Raw genomic sequence first — 20,661 nt, 5'->3', positions numbered from 1 at the left:
GCCAACGGTATTCGGGAGACGACGATGATCAGAAGATCGCTCGGGTGGGCGCTCGCCTTCACCTTATGCACCAGCGGATGCGGCGGCAATGGGCCGCACAGCGACAGTCCAGCCGTCTCGACGCCCGCGCCCACGGCGGCTGCCCAGTGCGCAGCGTTGCGCGGGCTGTCGATCCCAGCGTCTTCGATTGCCGAACCGACCAGCGGCGCCACCATTACGAGCGCGACGCTTGTCGAAGCGAGCGGCGAATACTGCCAGGTGAACGGCGCCATCGCACCGGTCGACCCCGCTGCGCCATCCATCAAGTTCCAGGTCAACCTGGCGACTCAATGGAATCACAAGGCGCTGCATTATGGCGGCGGCGGTTTCGACGGCACGCTGATCACCGGTGTCGAGCCGCTCGACATGGCGCCGACCGGCACGCCCACGCCGCTCGCACAAGGCTATGCGAGCTTCGGCGACGACTCGGGGCATCAAAGCTCGAGCATTACGGATGGCAAATTCGCCGCGAACGACGAGTCGCTTGCCAACTACGGCGGGTTGAGCCTCAAGAAGACGCACGATGTCGCCATGGCGCTCATCAAAATGCGCTATGGGAGTCCGCCCGACAAGGTCTATTTCTTCGGCAGTTCGACGGGCGGACGCGATGGTCTCAGCGAAGCACAGCGCTGGCCGCAGGACTACGACGGCATTGTGGTGAACCGTCCCGCGCTCAACTATACGGGGCTACGTCTGAGCAATGTCGTGCTGGGCCGGGCGCTGTATCTGAATGGCGGTGCCGGGTGGCTGGACGTGGCGAAAACGGTGTTGCTGCAAAACGCGGTCATGACCGCGTGCGATCCGCTCGACGGGGTCGCAGACGGGGTGATCTCAAACGTGGCTGCGTGCAAGGCGCAATCGGCCGCAGTGCTTGCCTCGGTGCGTTGCGCGAGCGGCGCGGACTCCGGCGATACCTGCCTGTCGGACGCGCAGATCGCCACGGTGCAGACTATTGCGGCGCCGCTGCAATTGCCGTATCCGCTTGCGAACGGCGTGACGCGTTACGCCGGCTACAACATTCTGGCCGGTTCTGTTTTTGCAGGGCCTGATACGACCCGCGATCTCGGCCAGTCTGCCGTGCCTGCCAATCCGGCGGGCAAGAAGGACGCGAACCAATGGGTGACGGGTGATCAATGGGTGAAGTACTTTGTCACGCGCGTGCCGGCCTTTGATTCGTTGACCTTCGACCCGCTGAATCCCGGGGCGTATCAGTCGCGGCTGCAAGCTGTGTCCGCGCTCACCGACGCGACGAACACGGACCTGAGCGCCTATATCGCGAAAGGCGGCAAGCTCATCATGACGCACGGGCTTGCAGACGAGATCGTCAGCACGGATTCGAGCACGGACTACTACAACGGCCTCGTGGGGCGCTTCGGACAGAGCACGGTGGACGGATTTGTGCGCTTCTATCTGATGCCAGGCGTCGGCCATGGCACGGGCCCGTTTCATCCGGCCGTCGATTCGCTTTCGGCGCTGGATCAATGGGTGGAGACCGGCAAGGCGCCCGAGACCCTGCGGATGAGCGATCTGAATGCCGCAACGCTCGGCAGAACGCGTCCGCTGTGCCGTTATCCGCTATGGCCGAAGCACATCGGCGGAGATGTCAACGCGGCCGCGAGCTTTCAGTGTGCCGGCTCCTAGTGCCGCAACTCCCTCATGCCGTGCTTCAGTGCGCGCGCAACGCATCGACGATATTCATGCGGGCCGCGCGCATTGCAGGCAGAAAGCCGCCGACGAGACCCATCATCATCGAAAATGCGAGCGCCTTTGCGCCGATAGCCGGCGTGAGGATAAAGCGGAAGGACAGGTCCGCGAAGGTCTGGAAGTTGGTGGTCGAAAACGACGCGAACTGCATGAACGCCGCGCAGCCCAGCCCCGCCAGTCCGCCGACGAACCCGAGCAGCATCGCTTCGACGAGAAACGCAGCGAGCACATTGGCGCGGCTGAAACCGAGCGCACGCAACGTGCCGATCTCCGCGACCCGGTTGGCCACGGACGCGTACATCGTGATCATCGCGCCGATCATCGCCGCGATCGAAAAGATGATCGACAGCGTGAAGCCGAGAATGTTGATGAACGTCGAGAGCGCCTTCGACTGGTCGCTATAGAACGTCTGTTCGCGCTTGGCTTCGTCAGCGAGGCGCGGATCGACGTCGAGGTCGGACCTGAAGCCGTTGAACTGGTCCGATTGCGCGAGCCGCACCACCATCGATGAATAACTCGTGCGGCGAAACGACTGCATCAACTGGTCGACATCGCCCCAGATTTCCGAATCGAAGCCGCTGCCGCCCGCATCGAAAGTGCCGACCACGGTCCAGTCGCGCTGCGCGAAGCGCAAGTGCTCGCCTGGCTGCGTGCCGCTGAAGCCCTTGGCGATACTGCTGCCGACGACAATTTCGGACGCCCCTGGATTGAACATCCGCCCCGACGCGAGCCTGACTTGCGGCCGCAAGCTCATGCCCGCGGGCGAGACCCCGCGAATCACCACATTCGACGGCTTGCCCGAGGAGCGCTTCGTGAGCGAGATCAGCACGACGGATTCCTTTGACGTCATGCGCCGCCCGTCGTCGCCGATCGCCACGTCCGGGTGCATTTCGATCACGTTCGCCTGGTTGCGATCAATCGCACTTTGCACCTCCGTTTCCGCACCCTTGCGGATCACCACGACGTTGTCCTCTTCCCCGGTGGACACGAGCGTTTTCTTGAGGCCCGCATCGAGCATCAGCACGGTCGCGAACACGAACACGACGAGCGCGAGGCCGCCGGCCGTGAGCGCGGTGGTCAGCCGGCGCGTCCACAGGTTACGCGCGATGTAGGAGAGCGGGATCGCCATGTCAGCCCCTAGCCGATAGCCCGCAGGCCTTCGACGATCTTCACGCGCGCTGCCTGTAGCGCCGGAATGATCGCGGCCGCGAGCCCGACGACGAGTGCGCATGCCGCCTGCAACAGCATCGTTTCACGCGACACATGGAACACGGGGAACACGCCGCCTGTCGCCTGCTTGAAGAAGCTGGCCGCGGGCGGCGTGGCGAGTATGCCGAGACCGCCGCCCACCACGCAGATGGTCAACGACTCGCCGAACATCAGCAGCGCGAGAAATGCCGGGCCGAAACCGAGTGCCTTGAGCGTCGCGTATTCAACGGTGCGCTCGCGTGCGCTCATGGCCATTGCATTGGCCATCACCGCCATGATGATGACGATGACCACATACGACACCAGCTGGATCGCCGCGATGATCTGATTCGACATCGCCACGAAGCCGAGCTGGAACGCCTGCTCGGTTTCGGTGAGCGTCTCGGCGAGCGAGTTCCTGAATACGTTGTCGACGTTGCGCGAGATCGCGGCGGCTTCGTCCGGGCTCGCGATGCCCAGCACATAGACCCCGACCTGATCCGCTTTGCGGCCGGGCGTCTTGCGTAGTGTTTCGTTCAGGTAATCCCAATGGAAAATCAGTTGGCGCGTAATGGTCGATTCGTCGCGACCGTCGAGAAAGCCGCGCACGACGAACTCCCACGTGCCCGGATAGATCGTGCCCTTGATCGGAATGACGTCGCCGATCTTGAAGCCGAACTGGCTCGCGAGCTGCCTGCCGATCAGACAGCCCTTGCGGTCGCGCTCGTAGTCGTTGCGCTGCTGCGCGGGCAAGATGAATTCCGGGTACAGGTCGAGGTAATTGTCCGACACCGCAAACTGCGCGAAAAAGTTCTTCGGCTCGCGATACACGCCGCCGAACCAGTTGGAGCGTGCGACGATCGTCACGCCTTCCACGCCGCGTATGCGGTTCTCATAGCTCAAGGGCAGCGGAAAGACGAGTGAGATCGCATTGCGCGTGACGAGCCGCGCGTTCGATGCGGCAGCGGCGCCCGCGTACCATGCGTCGACCACGGTATGCAGCAGGCCGTACGCGAGTACTGCGATCAGGAGTCCGAACACAGTCAGCAGCGTGCGCAGTTTGTGCCGCAGCGCGTTCCGGGTGATCAGCTTGAGCAGGTACATACGGATCGGCCCTGGCGTGCCTCAGCGAGCGGTTCCATCGATCAGTTCCCCCTTTTCCAGATGCACAATGGCGTTTGCCGCCCGCGCCGCATGCGCGTCGTGGGTCACCATGACGATGGTCTTGCCGAGTTCGCGGTTAAGCCGCTGCATCATGGCCAGCACCTCCTCGGCGGACGTGCGGTCGAGGTCGCCCGTCGGTTCGTCGGCGACGATCAGCGTCGGGTCGCTGATCAGCGCGCGAGCGATTGCGACGCGTTGCTGCTGTCCGCCGGAAAGCTCGGACGGGTAATGTTGTGCCCGATCCGACAGATTGACCATGTCGAGCACGAGGCTCACGCGCTCGCGCCGCTCCTTGCGCGACAGGCGCGTGAGAATCAACGGCAATTCGATGTTCTCGAATGCGCTCAGCACGGGCATCAGGTTGTAGAACTGGAAGATAAAGCCGACGTGGGCCGCGCGCCATTGCGCGAGCGCCGACTCCGGCAGCCGCGTGATGTCGAGTCCGCCGACGCGCAGTTGCCCGCCGTCCGGCCGGTCGATGCCCGCGATCAGATTGAGCAGCGTGCTCTTGCCGGACCCCGACGGCCCCATCAGCGCGATGAAGTCGCCTTCGCTGATCGAAAGCGTGATGTCGGAAAGAACGGGCACCGTCTGAGCGCCGCGCCGGTAAGATTTGACGAGGTGCCGGATTTCGACGAGCGGCGCGGTATCGCTCACGCGCTTCACATTGTCCACGGTGTTCACACTATTTCTTCACCACGGTGACTTTGATGCCGTCCTTGATGTGCTCGTTCGGCGCGCGTACGAGCACATCGCCGGGACGCACGCCGCTGACGGCCACCAGGTCGCCGAGCGCCACGCCGGCTGTGACGGGCACTTCGCGCACGGTATCGTCCTTGATCAGGAAGGCGACCTTGCGGCCGTCGCGCTCGGCGATCGCCGCCGGTTGCACCGCGACCACCGGCTGCCTGTCTTTAGGCGAAACGGGTTTCGTCAGAAACGCAATCTTCGCGCTCATGTCGGGCAGCACGCGATTATCGCGATCGACAAAGCGCACCTTGACGAGCACGGTGGCTTTCGAACGGTCCACGGTCGGCACAATGCGCGACACGCGGCCGGCCAGTCTGAGCTCGGGCAGCGCGTCGAGCTGCAATTCGCAAGGCTCGTCCACGGTGATCTTGCCGATGTTCGATTCCGCAACATCGGCTTCGACTTCGAGCGTTTCCATGTCGGCAATCGTCACGACGGCGCCCTTGCTGTCGGATGCCTGCGAGAACGGCGTGATGTTGTCGCCGACGTTCGCATGCTTCTCGATCACCACGCCGTCGAACGGCGCGCGAATCACGGTTTGATCGACGGCCACCTGAGCCGCCTGCGCATTGGCCTCTGCCGACACGATAGCCGCCCGGCTGTTGTCGATGGACGCCCGCGCTTTGTCGTAGCGGGCGAGATCGGCGTCGTACTGGGCGGCGGGCACGGCGCCGCTCGGCGCGAGTATGGCGGAGCGGCGCAGGCTGATTTGCGCGTTCTTCAATTCGGCCCTTTGCAGCGCGAGATTGGCCTGCGCCACCTTGATTTGCGCCTTCGCCTGCGCGAGCTGGGCCTTCACGTCGGCGCTTTCGAGTCGGGCAATCACTTCGTCTTTCTTCACGTGCGTGCCCTCCAGCACGCCGAGCCACTCGAGGCGTCCTTGCGCTTTCGACGCCACCGCGGCCTTGCGCTGCGGCACGACGTAGCCGGTCGCGTTTAGCAGCGTATAGGTTTGAGACGGGTAAGCGGACACCACAGTGGTGGTTTCGACGGCTTGCGGACCGGCCAGCTTGAGGGCCGCAGCCGCCACGCCGACGATAAGCAGCGCGACGATCCCGTAAGCGACCCAGTTTCGCCCACGTCTTGCAGCCATGGCCGGCCGGTCGATTTTCAGCCTCTTCAGATCATGATCAGCCAATTTATTATGTCTCCGCCCGTCGGCGTTTGGGGTTTGCGGACGCCGCGCAAAAAAGGATCACGATCTCGCGACGCCAGCGGGTTGTCCTGTAGACGGGCCACAGTATAGCGCCGCGCCTGGCCGCCGCCGGCCTCGAGCGGACCGGCCGCCTGCGCCCGCGCAGACGGCGTGTTTCCGGGGTTGATCCATTGATGCTCTACCGCCGTGCTGGCACAAGAGGAGCGTAGACTGGACGAGGACGTTGACGGCTCATTGGCACTGGCAGTTCTCTCGACTGCCCGGGGAGACGTGTATGAAAAGCACCCAGTACCTGGACCAGAACGCGATAACCTGGCGCCAGCTCATATCGGCGAGTCTTGTCATTCTTGGCTGTGCCGCCTGCAGCGGCGGTTCGGGCGGCACCTCATCGAGCAGCAATGCCAGCGGCGGCGCCGGCAGCAGTTCCGGTAATGGCAATACGGGCGGCACCACGGCGCCGGCTGGAACTGGCTCCGGCGCACCGTCCACTGTCGGCGATGTCCTGACTTATCACAACGATCCCGCGCGCACCGGACAGTACCTGGCGGAAACAACGCTGACTCCCGCCAACGTCAACCCGACGGAATTTGGCAAGGTCGCCTTTCTCGCGGCAGATGGCAAAGTCGACGCGCAGCCGCTTTACGCCGGCAACGTGCCGGTGAGCGGCGCCGCACACAACGTCGTCTATGTGGTTACCGAGCACGCGAGCGTTTATGCATTCGACGCGGATACCCACGTGCAACTGTGGCACCGCTCGCTGCTGGGCTCAGGCGAGACAACGAGCGACGATCGTCATTGCGGTCAAATCACCCCGGAAATCGGCATCACGTCCACGCCGGTGATCGACCGCACACGGGGCACTGCGGGCATCTTGTACGCTGTCGCCATGAGCAAGGACGCGGGCGGTGGCATTCACCAGCGCCTGCATGCGTTAGATCTCAGTACAGGGGCAGAGATGCTCGGCGGCCCGACAGAGATTGCCGCGACGTATCCGGGCACAGGCGCGAACAGCAGTAACGGGGTCACGGTGTTCGACCCGCAACAATATGCGGAGCGTGAGGCGCTGACGCTCGTGAACGGCAACGTGTACCTCGCATGGACGTCGCACTGCGACCAGGGCACGTACGGCGGTTGGGTGATGGCCTATAGCGCGGATACGCTTTCGCAGACCGGCGCGTTGAATCTCACGCCCAACGGGACCGAGGGGTCGGTCTGGATGAGCGGCGCGGGCATGGCGTCCGATGGTGCGTTCCTCTACCTGCTCGACGCCAACGGCACGTTCGACACAACGCTGACCGCGCAGGGTTTTCCGGCGGGCGGCGACTATGGAAACGCGTTCCTCAAACTGTCGACGTCACCCACGCTCGCCGTGGCCGACTATTTCGCGACTTTCGACACGGTCGCGCAGTCGTCGGCGGACGCCGATCTCGGGTCCGGAGGCGCGTTGGTCCTGCCGGATCTCGTCGATGCGAACGGCACCGCCCGGCATCTTGCCGTGGGTGCCGGCAAGGATTCGAAGATCTACGTCGTGAATCGCGATGCGATGGGCAAGTTCAACCCGAGCGCGAATCTGATCTGGCAGGAGATTGATGGACAACTGTCAGGCGGCGTTTTCGGCATGCCTGCGTACTACAACAAGGTCGTGTATTTCGGTTCCGTCGGCGACAATCTGAAGGCGTTCCCGGAGACCTCGGCGCTGCTGGCAACGACGCCCACGTCACACAGCGCCGGCACGTTTCCGTACCCGGGCACGACGCCGAGCATTTCAGCCAACGGCGCCGCCAATGCGATCGTATGGGCCGCCGAGAACGGTGCCGTTGGTGCTTTGCACGCGTTCAACGCGAGCGATCTCGGGCAGGAACTCTATAACAGCAATCAGTCCGGTACGAGGGACACCTTCGGCGCGGGAAACAAGTTCATTACACCGATGATCGCGCACGGGCATGTGTACGTGGGTACGACCAACGGCGTGGCGGTGTTCGGATTGTTGAAGTAAGGCCGCCGCCATTGTCCGGCGGGGTGCACCATGCTGTTCCAGAAGTGTTTCCTCGATGACATGCGTGAGAACATGACGGAATCGATGGCGGTTCTCTGATCGGTATCGGCCACGCGACCCACTCCCCGCTAAAACAGACCAAAATCGTCATTGCTGTCCGGAATCGCGCCAACCAGATCGCGAAGCGCGCGCCACCCCAGCAGTCCCGCCACGGCCAGCGCGGCCGCGAGCAAGCGGCTCAGGTTCGCGCGCCTCTGCCTTGCTTCGTAGCGCAGCACACAGGTCGACATCGTCATTCTCCCTTTCTTCACGCGCTGACCGTTGCGCCGCCGCCCGGCACGATTGCCGCTAGTGCCTGCGCGAGCGTCGTCGGACCCGTGCGTCGCTCGCTGACGCCGGCCTGCACGTCGATGCGGCCGGCGTTATGTGCGTCGTAAAGATCGACGATGAGCCGCGCATGTCCTTCGCCGAGACCGGCCGCTTCGAGCATTGCGGGCCACTGTTCGCGCGGCACGGCGTGCGCCGTGATCTCCTGACCCACGAGTTCGCCGATAGTACGCGCGACGTCGATCACGCTCACCCGTGCCTCGCTTTCGATGCTGACCACACGCGGCGAGCGCTGCGGCGGCTTGTCGTCCAGCAGCAATTGCACGGCGAGCGCGCCGACGTCTGGAGCGGCCACGGTAGGGAAGCGCTTCTGAAGCGGATGATGCAGGCTCGGCAGCACGCCTTTGGCCAACGCGACGGGCAGCACGCGCGCCCAGTTGTGCATATGCTCGGCGGCACGCAGGAACGTGAGCCGCGTGTCGAGGGTAGTGAGCCGCGTCTCCAGATAGTGGAATAGCGTGGTGATGCCGGTGCCGCTCGCATGCTCGGCGCCGTAATCGGACAGCGCGAGCACATGGGGCGGCGGATTCGCGCGCAACGCGTCGACGCTCGCGTCGATCATGCGGCGCATCGTCGTCGCGGGGTCGTCGTCATGGCGCGGCACGGGGCACAGCATCTGCACCGCGGAGGCGCCCTCGAGTGCGCGCGCCACCGCCGCGCGATCATGCAGATCGGCGATCGCCACCTCGCAGCCAATCTGCGCGAGCGGCGCGGCCTGGGCGGCGCTGCGAACCACGGCACGCACGTCGCGGCCGGCGCGCCGCAAGGCGGATGCGCTGACGCGGCCGACATTGCCGCCTGCTCCAAAAATCACGAACACGTGAGACTCCTGATTGGATCGTCGTGGTCCGATCATAAGGACACGTGCCGGGGAAAGCGCGCACAAGAAGATGTCGACGAGCAGATTCGGATGATGGCTTCTCCGTTGGGACCGCTATCCGGACGACGTCGAGGCGCGACGTGGGTGCCGGCGGGGCCGCGCCGAGCAGAACCCCGCAAAACGCGGCACAATGCGCGCAGACCGACCGCCATCCGCGAGGCCAACGATGAACGCCGCCATACCTGCCGTCACCCCGATCCGTACGCAGACGCCCCCCGCGCACAGCGGCTCGCGCATCGCGCTGCGCTCCAGCAAAACGCTCGGCTGGCACGGTTTCGGCGCGGAGCTGGTCAATGTGTCGGCGGGATTGCACCGGATACCCGCGTTCACGCATCACCGCGTAGGCGTGCATGTGGGCCGCCCCGTCAGAGCGCGCTGTTTTTGCAACGAGAAGCCGCATTCGCGCATTCAGGCGCACGGCGACGCGGATGTGATCCCCGCAGGACTCGACGGCCAATGGAGCGACGAATCCGCGTGCACGATTTTCACCGTATGGATCGGCGAGGAGTTCGCGCGCACGACGGTGGAGCAGCTGGCATTAAAGACCGCCGATGCCCAGATCCGCCCGCAATTCCAGATGCGCGATCCGCGCTTCCAGCACCTTGCATGGGCATTGCGTGCCGAGCTGGAGGCGGACGACGCATCCGATCCGCTGTACGCCGAAAGCCTGTGCACGGCCATGGTGGTGCGTCTGATCGGCGGCGCGCCGTCGCTCGACGACAAGCGGCGCACGCTCGCTCCGCGAACCGCGGCACGCGTGACCGAGTTTATCGAGGCGCATCTGGACCGGAGGCTCACGCTGAGCGAACTCGCCGCGCTTGCCGACCTGAGCGTGCCGCATTTCAAGGTGCTGTTTCGCGCGACGCTCGGCGTGCCGGTGCATCAGTACGTGGTGCAGCGGCGCGTCGAACGGGCGCGCGCCCTGTTGCTGCAAGGCCGGCTTTCCGCAAGCCAGGTCGCGCTCGAAGCCGGCTTCGCGCATCAGAGCCACATGGCGCACTGGATGGGGCGGCTCCTCGGCGTAACGCCGCGCGAACTCGTAAAGTCGGGCGCGCGCTGACGTCGCGGTTTGTCGTCGCGGCTTCACCGTCGCGGCTTCACCGTCGATTGAGTCAGCCCGGCGGCGCGGCGCCCGTCAATTGCGAGTACACGTCATGCGAGAGCTGCAATAACTGCTTGCGGTCGATACCGCCTGACACCGCATAGCCGAAATCGCCGTCGACCCAGTAGAACACGTTGACGGGTCCGTCCTCATACAGCTTGAACGCAGTGGTATTCGCACTCACCTGGCGACGCGAGATGCACAGTGTCACCCGCTCGCCGCTCGGTCCGCGATACATGAATTGCGCTGTCTGGCCATCCGGACCGGGCAGCAGGCGTCCGCCGGAGAGCATGAAGCCGTCCTTTGCCAGCATTGGTGGATGCACGTTGGTGCCGAGGCGGTTGGCGAGCCACTGTACGAAATCGTGCTCGTGGTCGGCGCTCATGTCGGTGGGCCGGTCGACGGTCGGCATGTACACCACATGCGCGACGGCAGCCTGACGCGCGAAGAGCTCGGAGCTGTCCGCGCTGACCGGCCGCGTGCCCGACGAACCCGTCGCCGGCGCCAACGCGTCCTGGCCCATATGCGTGCCGAAACCGATGCCGATGCCCATCACCAGCGCCGCCGCCATGCCCGCGAATTGCGGCCAGTTGGCGGCAATGCGTGAACGGCGCGGCGCGGCGGGCTGCAGCCGCTTCGGCACCGGTTCGTTCAGTACGCGGTCGTAGCGCTCATGGAACATGCTGTTCAGCGAAAAATAATCGCTGATACGGGAAGCCAGCTCGGGATTCTGTTCGAGCGCGCGCTCCACGTCGGCGCGCCGTTCGTCGGACAGCGTGCCGTCCACGTAAGCGTGCAGCTCTTCTTCAGTGATCGGCGTATGTTGGTCGCTCATCGCACCACCTGTAATTTCGCACCGGGCTGGCTGCCCGCCATCAATGCCCGAAGCCGCTCGCGCCCGCGGGAGAGGCGCGACATGACGGTGCCGATGGGCACGTTCAGCGCGAGCGCGACGTCCGCGTAGCTCATTTCCTCGAGGCCGACGAGCAGCACCACTTCGCGCTGTTCGAGGGGCAGACGCTGCAGCGCGTAGTCGAGGTCGCGCATTTCCAGCGAGCGCGCCTGTTGCGGCGCCACGGCGAACTCGCTTTCGTGGACGCTTTCGTCGTCGACGGCCACGTGGATCGCGCGGGAGGACGCCTTGCGCGCCTGATTGGCGAAGACGTTGTGCATGATCGTGAACAGCCACGCACGCAGATCGGTGCCGGGCTCGAACATGCCGGTGCGGCCGAGCGCACGCTCGAGCGTGTCCTGCACCAGATCGTCCGCGAGGTCGCGATTGTTGATCAGCGCCCGCGCGTAGCGCCGCAAACGCGGCACATGTTCCATTAACTCGTCACGAACATCCATTCTTCATCCCGGTCATGGGGCCTCTCGTGAGCAGGGAACGGCTGCGCCGCGTCGGGGCGTCGCCTGTTCTGATAGGGCTAACACGCTTGCGCGGAATCTATTCCGGCGAATGCGGCGGGTCACCGCATTCGCGCAGGATCGCGTGAGCGTCATTGCATCGTCATGACGTCGGCGGCGCGCATCAGGCCGTGGGTGCGCGCATTGCCGGCGACCACGAAGCGCTGCCGCTGTGCGGTCCAGGTCAGAAGACGCACGTCGCCGATGCGCCGCGCGGACCATTGCGGCTGCGCAGGCGCGAGGAGGGCGAGCGTCGACAGCACGACCACCGGCTGGTTGTCGCCGTTCAGGTAGATGAATTCAGTGGCGCGCTGCAAGACGCCGAGCGACAGCACGCGCTCGTCGACGAGCCGCAGTCCGATCGCCTCCAGATCAGGCGCGGACGGCGCGCTGCGGGTCGGCGACGAAGCGGGAAACGGCGCGGCGGCGGTTTCGGCCAGCACCATCACGGCGGCATTGTTGAGCGCCTGCTGCGTGACCTGGGTGGCCGCGAGCCAGCCGCCCGCCGCCATACACGCGATGACGACCGCAAGCAGCGCCCCGGCTGTCTTGCGCAAGCGCGGCCTCGCGAGAGCCGTGCGGCCGCGGCTGCCAACCTCGCGCCGGCCCTTGAAAGCCTTCGGTGCCGGTTCGCCGGCGCTCGGGAAGGAGCGCTGGATCTGCTCGTTCAGCTTGCCGTAAAAGGCCACGCGACGGGCTTCCGCCGGATCGCGGAGCAGGTAGTCGCGCAGGAACGCGGCGCGCGCGGGCGACAAGCTGCCGTCGGCGTAGGCCTGGATGTCGGCTTCGGAAAGCGGCGCGTCGGCGGGGGCGTCGGTCGGTTTCATGATGAAAAGTCTCCGGCTGGAATCCGGCTGTTCAGGTGCAAACACGCTTGCGCGCCAGTTTATTCCACTCGCGCGCGCGGTCGTTGGGAGGTTTTTGATTGTGCGATCGATGCGTTGCGAAAGGCGAGCAAGCCGCGCGGCAAGGCGCTTTATTCCGCGGCGCAGAAATGTTTTTGATGAGCGGCTTGCACAGGAATAAAAGCCGGTGACGCGCGGTTCTCCCTGATGCAAACCCGCACACAACTCGCTGGAGTTCATCATGAAGAAGATCGTTTTTGCTGCCTTGTCCGTCGTCGTTCTGGCCGCGTCGTCGAGTGTCTTTGCGCAAGGAAAAACTCGCGCTCAGGTCTACCAGGAATTGATCGAGGCCCAGCAGAACGGGCTCGATTACGTGACCGACGCATCGTATCCGGATGTCAGCCCGGTGTTCGCGCATCAGGTGGAGCAGCACAAGGAGGCGCTCGCCGCCGAAGCGGCCGCGCACCGCATGGCGAGCGAAAGCGCGCGGACCGGCACGATGAATTGACGCTGTTTGAAGTCTGGCCGACCTGCGTGCCGCGCGCGCGGCCGGCGCGGCGAGCGAACGGCCCGCGCGGGAGGCGCTGCGTCAGGCGGTGCATCAGGCGCTGTGTCACACGCTCTATCAGGCACGCACGCGCTCCGAGCGCGGGTCGTACGGTGCCTTCAGGTGAAGCGTAGCCGGCAGCCGTTCGCCGGCTACGTCGATCGCATAGGCGCCGCTCGTCAGATAGGCGGCGTCCGCTGGGCCATCCGGATTGTTCACGTAGCCCATTGCGACCGGACAGCCGAGCGTGTGGCCGAATGCCGCCGAACTGACGAAGCCAACCGGTTTGCCGTCGCGCAGAATCGCCTCGCCGCCCCAGAGCATGTGGCGCGCTGCGCCGTCCGCGGTCAGCACGACCATGCGGCGGCGCAGCGGCTCATCGCGTCGTTTCAGCAGCGCCTCGCGGCCGCGAAACGGAATGTTCCTGTCGAGCTTGCACGCGAACGCGAGGCCTGCTTCGAACGGATTCGTGTCGGGCGTGAGCTCGCGTCCCCATGCGCGGTAGCCTTTTTCGATGCGCAGAGAGTCGATCGCGTAGTAGCCGGCATTGACGAGACCGAACGCTTTTCCTGCCTCGCGCAAGGTTTCGTAGACGCCGATCGCGAATTCGACGGGCACGTACAGCTCCCAGCCGAGTTCGCCGACGTAGGTGAGCCGCGTGGCGCGCACCGTCGCGTAGCCGATGTCGACCTCGCGGCTCTGGCCGAACGCGAACGCCTCGTTGCGCCAGTCGGCTTTCGACACGCTTTGCAGCAGTTCGCGCGAGCGCGGGCCCATCACGGCGAGCACCGCATATTGGCTCGTCACGTCGATGAGCACGCAGTGTTTGTCGCGCGGAATCGCTTTCTCGATCATGTCGAAGTCGCGCGTGGTTTGCGCCGTACCCGTGACGAGCAGGTATTGGTCCGCGGCAATGCGCGTCAGCGTGAAATCCGATTCGTAATTGCCGCGTTCGTTGAGCATGCCCGTATAGACGGCGGTGCCGGGCGGCACGTCGACGTCGTTCGCCACGAGCCCTTGCAGCACGGCTTGCGCGTCCCGGCCTTTGACGAGCAATTTGGAGAACGACGTCATGTCGAAAAGCGCCACGCCTTCGCGGCACGCCCGGTGTTCTGCGCCGCTGGCCGGCAGCCAGGCGGGCTGGCCGAACGTGTAGTCGAGGCGTGCTTCGTCGCGCGTCGGCGCAAAAAAGTTGGCGCGTTCCCAGCCCATTTTGCTGCCGAAGCACGCGCCGTCCTCGTGCAGCAACGCGTACAGCGGAGAGCGGCGCAACGGCCGGGCGCTGTCGAGTTCCCGATTGGGCCATGGCATCGCGTAGTGCAAACCGAGTGTCTCCTTCACGCGATCGTGCAGCCACGCGTCGTTGCCGTTAAAGCGCGCAAAACGGCGAATGTCGACCGGCCAGAGATCCATGGTCGGTTCGCCCGCGACGATCCACTCGGCGAGCGCCATGCCGGCGCCGCCGGCGGACGCGATACCCATCGAGTTGAAACCCGCGCCGACGAAAAAGCGCCTTAATTCAGGCGCTTCGCCGAGTATGAAGTTGTTGTCGGGCGTGAACGATTCAGGCCCGTTGTAGAACTGCCGGACTTGCGCCGTCTCCAGCGCGGGCACGCGTTGCAGCGCGTGGGTCATGAGGATTTCGAACTGATCCCAGTCGTCGGGCAGCAGCTGAAACTCGAAGTTCGCGGGAATGCCGGTCATGCCCCACGGTTTCGCGTCCGGCTCGAAACCGCCCATGACGAGTCCGCCCACTTCTTCCTTGAAATAGATGAAGCCGTCCGGGTCGCGCATGACCGGCAAGTCGGGATGCACGCCGGCAATGCGTTCGGTGACGATGTAGTAATGCTCGGCCGAGTGCAGCGGCACCGTCACGCCGCACAGACGGCCCACCGCTTTGGCCCATTGTCCGGCGCAATTCACGACGATCTCCGCGCAAACGGAGCCTTCCTCGCCGTTCTTGTTGCGCCACGCGACGCCGCTTGCTTCACGCGAGCCGTGGGCGTCGCGCGTATGGACCGCCGTCACGCGCGTGTTGTCGACGATCCGCGCGCCGCGCATGCGGGCGCCTCGAGCGAGCGCTTGCGTGAGATCGGTAGGATTGGCCTTGCCGTCGCCCGGCAGCCAGACGGCGCCGAGCAGGTCGTCGGTGCGCATGACGGGCCACAATTCGCCCGCTTCGCGTGCGCCGATCACGTCGCAGGCCACGCCGTACGCCCGCGCGACGGCGGCGGTGCGTCTGAGTTGCGTCATGCGTGCCGGGGTGCGGGCAACCGAGAGCGAGCCGCATGGCTTCCAGCCGGTGGCGAGTCCCGTTTCCGCTTCGAGTTCGGCGTAGAGCGCCGTCGAATAGCGGATCAGCTTCGTCATGCTTTCCTGCGCGCGCAATTGGCCGACGAGGCCGGCCGCGTGCCACGTCGTTCCGCACGATAACCGGCCTTGTTCGAGCAGGAGCACGTCGGTCCAGCCGAGCTTGGTCAGATGATAGGCGACGGAGCAGCCGATAATGCCGCCGCCGATGATCACAACGCGGGCATGCGAAGGAAATGGTGTGGACATGTGTGGAATGCATGGCGTTAATACAGGAACAATGCCTCAATTTCCCACGAAACACAACAAGAAGCTTGGACGCATGTGGGCGAAAACGTGGAATTGTGTGGAAATTCACTGCGCCGGTGCGGTGTTTTGCTAGACTCAGCGCATTCTTCCTATCAGCCGATTCCATGTTCTCGACTCAACGCCAGGCCGAAATTCTGCGGCTCGTCCGCGAGCAGCGCACCTGCACGATCACCGGCCTTGCCGCGCGCTTCGAGGTGTCCGACGAAACTATCCGTCGCACGATCAAGCCGTTGATCGAACAGGGCCACCTGCTCAAGGTCCACGGCGGCATCATGCTGCCCGAACGCCTCGACGAGCCGCCGTTCGAGCGGCGCATGGCCGCGGGCCTCGCGGGCAAGCGCGCAATCGGCGCGCGCCTCGCCGAGGTGGTGAGCGACGGCGATTCGCTGATTCTCGACGGCGGCAGCACCTGTGTGCATATCGCGCGGGCGCTCGCCGCGCGCTCGCGGCTCACCGTCGTGACCAACTCGCTCGAAGTGGCCCGCCTGCTGGCGCCGCGCAACGGCAACCGCGTGTTCATTGCGGGCGGCGAGGTCCGTGCCGACGACGCCGCCGCAGTCGGCGACAGCGTGCAGGCCTTTTTGCGCCAGTTCCATGTGCGCCACGCGATTGTTTCCGTGACGGCCGTCGACATGCACGGCCATTTCATGGATGCGCTTCCCGCCGACGTCGCGTTTTCGCTGGCGGCGTTCGCGCAAGCCGAGCGCCGCGTGGTCGCCGCGGACCACGCGAAATTCGGGCATAGCGCGCTCTTGCACGCGTTCGGCGCGGACGGCGTCGATTTGCTTGTGACCGACGAAGCCCCGGCGCCCGCACTCTCGCAGGTGTTGGCGGCTGCGGGCGTCGAGGTGCTGGTGGGGGCGCCTCGGCAACCGGCTTGACGCCCGGCTGCGCACCGACCGGCGACCGCGCGGCGGGCAAGCGTTGCCGGACCACCGGACCGCCGGACCGCGCGGCGGCCAAACCGCCGGTAACAACCCCCCGCAACACCAACCACCCCCAACACCAACCACCGCCCCAACTCACCCGCCACCGCGCGAGCGCCACCCCGCACAGCCTATTCCCGCCAACGCGTAAAATGGCCGGTTATCACTGGCAAGCGCGGCTTCGGCCACACGTTGCGGTGGACAGTGCGCCGTCCACCGGCCGATCTGATCGTCGCTTGTCTTCACCGGCCTGAAGAGGGATGCACGCGGATGTCGTCAGTTTTCTTTGATCGGGAACGGATTGCCGACTGGCTCGGGGACCACACCGTGGCCAAGGCGCGCGCGGTCGGCCCGGTCAGCAACGTGCAGTGGCAGGGCGCCACACTGACAGGCGACGTCCAGGGCAGCCAGCCGCAGCCGTACAGGACGCGCGTGCGCTTTCGGACGGACGGCGGCGCCCCTTGGGCGCAGAGCGACTGCAGCTGTCCTGTCGGTCGCAATTGCAAGCATGTGGCCGCGCTGCTGCTCGCCGAACTCGAATATCACGACGAGATGGACCACATCATCCGCGTGGACGAAAGCGAGCGCGACGATACCGCGTCCATGGCGGCCAACGAGGCCGTGACGGACAGCTTTGGCCGGCAGCAGGGCGTGCGTCCCGAGCTCGTCAGCTGGCTGGAGCGCTTTCGTGCCCGCGCCGAAGCCGCAGACGCCGCCGCCCGCAAGCCAGACGGCGCGCGCACCGAAACCCTCGTTTACCGGCTCAACTGGTCGGAATTCCACATGCGGCATGAGGTTGTGCTGTACCGCGCGCGCTGCGACACGGAGGGCAGAATCGTCGAAGTCGGCGAGACGTGGGGCAATGTGGAGTCGGCGCTGCTCAAGCAGCCCAGGTTCGTATCCGACGAAGATCTGTCCATTCTGCGCGGCCTGTGGCTTGGGCGTTCGCGCGAAGACTTCGGGCAATTCATTTTGCGCGGGACGAGCGGCGCCGAGACGCTGCAAAAGCTGATCGCCACCGGGCGCCTGTTCTTCGACTTCAGGATCGCGCCCGGTCATGACGCACCCACGCCGCTCGCACGCGCGGCCGACCGGCCCGGGCGCATCGAATGGGAACCGCTCGCGGACGAGCGGCTGCGTCCCGTTTTGTGCACCGAGCCGCGCGCGAGCATGGTGCTGCCCACGGAGCCGGTCTGGTATGTGGACGGAGCAGCCCGGGAGGCGGGCGTCGTGCGCTCCTCGCTGCCGTTCCAGCAATTGCCCGATTACCTCGCCATGCCGCCTATCTCGCTCGCCGAAGCGCCGCTTGTCGCGTCGGTGCTGCGCGAGGTCGCGCCGGAGCTGCCCTTGCCGCCCACCCACGACGCGTCCGCGATTCGCGTGATCGACGTGGAACCCGTGCCGGTGCTCACGCTGAACAGCCACGCGCTGCCCTCGGCCGGGAACGCCGCCAGGGCCAGCAAGGGCCACGCAGTGGAACTGGCCGGCGTGAGCTTCGACTACGACGGCGTCAGCATCAACGTGGACAGCAGTGTGACGCTCGTGCCGATGCCAGGCGGCGACGTGATGCATATCCGCCGCCGCTACGAAGTCGAGAAAAAGCGCCTGCTCGAATTGCGCAAGACCGGCTTGCAGAAAGTGCCCACGAGCCGCGTGTTCGCGTCGCGTCTGCTGCCGGAAACCATGCTCGGCTTGCCGGATGCCGACGCGTGGTCCGCGTTCGTCAACGAGGCCGTGCCGGAGCTCGTCGCGAAAGGCTGGCGTGTGACGATGGCGCCGGAGTTCCGCTACAACATCATCGAGATCGATGCGATCGACGGCACCGCGCATCAGGCGGGCGACGGCTGGTTCGATCTGGAAATGGGCATCCGCATCGGCGAGCGCACGGTGCGGCTCGAACCGCTGCTCGCCGATCTGTTTCGCCGCGACCGGCGCTGGCTGGGCGGCGCGCTCGAAGCGATTTCCGACGACGAGCCCATCGAGCTGAAAACCGATGAAAACAAGCGCCTGAGGCTGCGCGCGGACCGCCTGAAGCCCGTGGTGCGCGTGCTGGTCGACCTGTTCGACTCGCTCGGCGGGACGCTCGCCGACGGCACGCCGCTGCGTGTGCCGTCCGTCGACGCAGGGCGGCTACAGGCGCTGAACGACACGGGGCGCTGGCAATTTCGCGGCGACGATTCGATTCGCCGGCTTGCCGAGCGCCTGCAAGCCGGTCCAGGCTTGCGCGAGGTGCCGGTGCCGTCCGCGCTGCGCGCGCAATTGCGCGCTTATCAGCAGCAGGGCCTGAACTGGATGCAGTATTTGCGCGAGCAGGGTCTTGCCGGCGTGCTCGCCGACGACATGGGCCTCGGCAAGACCGTGCAGACGCTCGCGCACATTCTTGCCGAGAAGGAAGCGGGGCGGCTCGACCAACCCGCGCTGATCGTCGTGCCCACCACGCTCGTGCACAACTGGCGCGAAGAAGCGCGGCGTTTTGCGCCCGAATTGAAAGTGCTGGTGCTGAACGGCCCGCAGCGCAAGGATCGTTTCGAGCAGATCGGCGAACACGAACTGATTCTGACCACGTACGCCTTGCTATGGCGCGATCAGAAGGTGCTCGCCGAGCACCAATACCACCTGCTGATTCTCGACGAAGCGCAATACGTCAAGAACGCCACGACGAAGGCCGCGCAGGCAATTCGCGGTTTGGCCGCACGCCACCGTTTGTGTCTGACCGGCACGCCGCTCGAAAATCACCTCGGCGAACTCTGGTCGCAATTCGATTTCCTGCTGCCGGGCTTTCTCGGCAGTCAGAAGGACTTCACGCGCCGTTGGCGCAATCCGATCGAAAAGAACAACGACGGCGTGCGCCGCTCGCTGCTCGCGCGCCGCATCCGGCCGTTCATGCTGCGGCGTCGCAAGGACGAGGTCGCGAAGGAGCTGCCGGCGAAGACGACGATTGTGTGCTCCGTCGATCTGGAAGGCGCGCAGCGCGATCTGTATGAAACCGTGCGCACGGCGATGCAGGAGAAAGTGCGTGCGGCGGTGAGCGCGCAGGGCCTCGCGCGCAGTCACATCATCGTGCTCGATGCGCTGCTGAAGTTGCGGCAAGTGTGTTGTGATCCGCGTCTCGTGCGGAAGCTGCATGGAGCCGAACACAGCGCCGCAGACAGCGCCGGCGAGGGCGCGGATGTGAGCGCCGGAGAGACCGCGAAAACGCACGAAAACTCGAGCGATGCGCCTCTGCGATCCTCCGATAAAGCGGAGAGGGGCGCGCGAACCACGCGTTCGGCCAAGCTCGATCTGCTGCTCTCGATGCTGCCCGAACTGATAGAAGAAGGGCGCCGCGTGCTGCTCTTTTCGCAGTTCACCGGCATGTTGGCGCTGATCGCAGAAGCGCTCGATGAAGCCGCGATTCCGTACGTCATTCTGACCGGCGACACGGCGGACCGCATCACGCCGGTCGAGCGCTTCCAGCAGGGCAAGGTGCCCCTGTTCCTGATCAGCCTGAAAGCAGGCGGCGTGGGCCTGAATCTGACCGCGGCCGATACCGTGATTCATTACGACCCGTGGTGGAATCCCGCCGCCGAAAATCAGGCTACCGACCGCGCGCATCGGCTCGGCCAGGACAAGCCCGTATTCGTCTACAAGCTGATCGCGGCGGGCAGCATCGAGGAAAAGATCGTGGAATTGCAGGAGCAGAAGGCCGGCCTTGCCGACAGCATTCTTTCCGAAGACGCCGCCGGCGCCGCCAAATTTTCCGACGACGACATCGACGCACTATTTGCGCCGATGCCCGAGCTCGAAGGCGGAAAGTGACGCGCGCCGGCCTCGCGAACACGCATGGCGATGGCAAAGCGCGCGTCTTCACGGTACTCAAATCTCACCACATCTGACTTGCCATTGTTCAAAGGCGTCACAAATCGTCAAGGATTGCTGAGTTTCGCTTGATGCCGTCAACGGTTTCTTTGC

The 20,661-nt window shown here is 65.2% G+C and carries 16 protein-coding genes; 6 read left to right on the top strand and 10 right to left on the bottom strand.

Going from position 1 to position 20,661, the window contains the following annotated elements; genetic code table 11:
• The first annotated feature begins 24 nt into the window (after nucleotides 1–24).
• Entirely contained in the window at nucleotides 25–1,680 is a 1,656-nt protein-coding gene (locus tag ACEN8U_RS08955; RefSeq protein WP_310111941.1) for a tannase/feruloyl esterase family alpha/beta hydrolase, read from the top strand.
• A 25-nt stretch (nucleotides 1,681–1,705) separates the two neighbouring features.
• On the opposite strand, the gene ACEN8U_RS08950 is transcribed toward ACEN8U_RS08955, so the two are convergent.
• From ACEN8U_RS08950 to ACEN8U_RS08935, 4 genes are read right to left on the bottom strand one after another with little or no spacing between them, the layout of a single operon-like run.
• Nucleotides 1,706–2,872, bottom strand: a complete 1,167-nt coding sequence (locus ACEN8U_RS08950) for an ABC transporter permease (protein WP_310111938.1) — start codon at nucleotides 2,870–2,872, stop codon at nucleotides 1,706–1,708.
• Nucleotides 2,873–2,880: 8 nt separating this feature from the next.
• Nucleotides 2,881–4,035: an ABC transporter permease gene (locus ACEN8U_RS08945; protein ID WP_310111935.1), complete on the bottom strand. Its 1,155-nt coding sequence runs from the start codon at nucleotides 4,033–4,035 to the stop codon at nucleotides 2,881–2,883.
• 21 nt (nucleotides 4,036–4,056) lie between these two features.
• On the bottom strand, nucleotides 4,057–4,779 hold the full coding sequence (locus ACEN8U_RS08940; protein WP_310111932.1) for an ABC transporter ATP-binding protein: 723 nt from the start codon (nucleotides 4,777–4,779) through the stop codon (nucleotides 4,057–4,059).
• A 1-nt stretch (nucleotide 4,780) separates the two neighbouring features.
• A complete protein-coding gene (locus ACEN8U_RS08935; RefSeq protein ID WP_374725954.1) occupies nucleotides 4,781–5,983 on the bottom strand; it encodes an efflux RND transporter periplasmic adaptor subunit in 1,203 nt (400 codons plus the stop codon).
• Nucleotides 5,984–6,275: 292 nt separating this feature from the next.
• Between ACEN8U_RS08935 and ACEN8U_RS08930 the strand changes: the two genes are divergently transcribed.
• Entirely contained in the window at nucleotides 6,276–7,997 is a 1,722-nt protein-coding gene (locus ACEN8U_RS08930) for a pyrrolo-quinoline quinone (protein ID WP_310111927.1), read from the top strand.
• A 128-nt stretch (nucleotides 7,998–8,125) separates the two neighbouring features.
• On the opposite strand, the gene ACEN8U_RS08925 is transcribed toward ACEN8U_RS08930, so the two are convergent.
• Nucleotides 8,126–8,293: a hypothetical protein gene (locus tag ACEN8U_RS08925; protein WP_310111924.1), complete on the bottom strand. Its 168-nt coding sequence runs from the start codon at nucleotides 8,291–8,293 to the stop codon at nucleotides 8,126–8,128.
• Nucleotides 8,294–8,304: 11 nt separating this feature from the next.
• On the bottom strand, nucleotides 8,305–9,204 hold the full coding sequence (locus tag ACEN8U_RS08920; protein WP_310111922.1) for an NAD(P)H-binding protein: 900 nt from the start codon (nucleotides 9,202–9,204) through the stop codon (nucleotides 8,305–8,307).
• A 226-nt stretch (nucleotides 9,205–9,430) separates the two neighbouring features.
• Here ACEN8U_RS08920 and ACEN8U_RS08915 point away from each other — a divergent pair, with 226 nt between their 5' ends.
• Nucleotides 9,431–10,324: an AraC family transcriptional regulator gene (locus ACEN8U_RS08915; RefSeq protein ID WP_310111919.1), complete on the top strand. Its 894-nt coding sequence runs from the start codon at nucleotides 9,431–9,433 to the stop codon at nucleotides 10,322–10,324.
• 52 nt (nucleotides 10,325–10,376) lie between these two features.
• Here ACEN8U_RS08915 and ACEN8U_RS08910 read toward each other — a convergent pair whose 3' ends face one another.
• The 3 genes from ACEN8U_RS08910 to ACEN8U_RS08900 form a co-directional block, all read right to left on the bottom strand.
• Nucleotides 10,377–11,201 (bottom strand): anti-sigma factor, encoded by an 825-nt coding sequence (locus ACEN8U_RS08910; protein WP_310111916.1) that lies wholly within the window; start codon nucleotides 11,199–11,201, stop codon nucleotides 10,377–10,379.
• Nucleotides 11,198–11,716 (bottom strand): sigma-70 family RNA polymerase sigma factor, encoded by a 519-nt coding sequence (locus ACEN8U_RS08905; protein WP_013592222.1) that lies wholly within the window; start codon nucleotides 11,714–11,716, stop codon nucleotides 11,198–11,200. Before ACEN8U_RS08905 ends, ACEN8U_RS08910 begins: the two co-directional genes overlap by 4 nt.
• 149 nt (nucleotides 11,717–11,865) lie before the next feature.
• Nucleotides 11,866–12,600: a transcriptional regulator gene (locus ACEN8U_RS08900; protein ID WP_310111914.1), complete on the bottom strand. Its 735-nt coding sequence runs from the start codon at nucleotides 12,598–12,600 to the stop codon at nucleotides 11,866–11,868.
• Nucleotides 12,601–12,859: 259 nt separating this feature from the next.
• Between ACEN8U_RS08900 and ACEN8U_RS08895 the strand changes: the two genes are divergently transcribed.
• Entirely contained in the window at nucleotides 12,860–13,126 is a 267-nt protein-coding gene (locus ACEN8U_RS08895; protein WP_310111912.1) for a DUF4148 domain-containing protein, read from the top strand.
• A 117-nt stretch (nucleotides 13,127–13,243) separates the two neighbouring features.
• Here the strand turns inward: ACEN8U_RS08895 and ACEN8U_RS08890 are convergent, their stop codons facing one another.
• Nucleotides 13,244–15,724 (bottom strand): FAD-dependent oxidoreductase, encoded by a 2,481-nt coding sequence (locus ACEN8U_RS08890; RefSeq protein ID WP_310111909.1) that lies wholly within the window; start codon nucleotides 15,722–15,724, stop codon nucleotides 13,244–13,246.
• Between the two features lie 164 nt (nucleotides 15,725–15,888).
• Here ACEN8U_RS08890 and ACEN8U_RS08885 point away from each other — a divergent pair, with 164 nt between their 5' ends.
• On the top strand, nucleotides 15,889–16,665 hold the full coding sequence (locus ACEN8U_RS08885) for a DeoR/GlpR family DNA-binding transcription regulator (protein WP_013592226.1): 777 nt from the start codon (nucleotides 15,889–15,891) through the stop codon (nucleotides 16,663–16,665).
• A 315-nt stretch (nucleotides 16,666–16,980) separates the two neighbouring features.
• A complete protein-coding gene (locus ACEN8U_RS08880; RefSeq protein ID WP_310111906.1) occupies nucleotides 16,981–20,508 on the top strand; it encodes a DEAD/DEAH box helicase in 3,528 nt (1,175 codons plus the stop codon).
• The last annotated feature ends 153 nt before the right edge of the window (nucleotides 20,509–20,661 follow it).

The sequence above is a fragment of the Paraburkholderia phenoliruptrix genome (genome assembly GCF_047325075.1).
Classification (GTDB): domain Bacteria; phylum Pseudomonadota; class Gammaproteobacteria; order Burkholderiales; family Burkholderiaceae; genus Paraburkholderia; species Paraburkholderia phenoliruptrix.
This window is presented reverse-complemented; position numbering and strand designations above follow the sequence as displayed.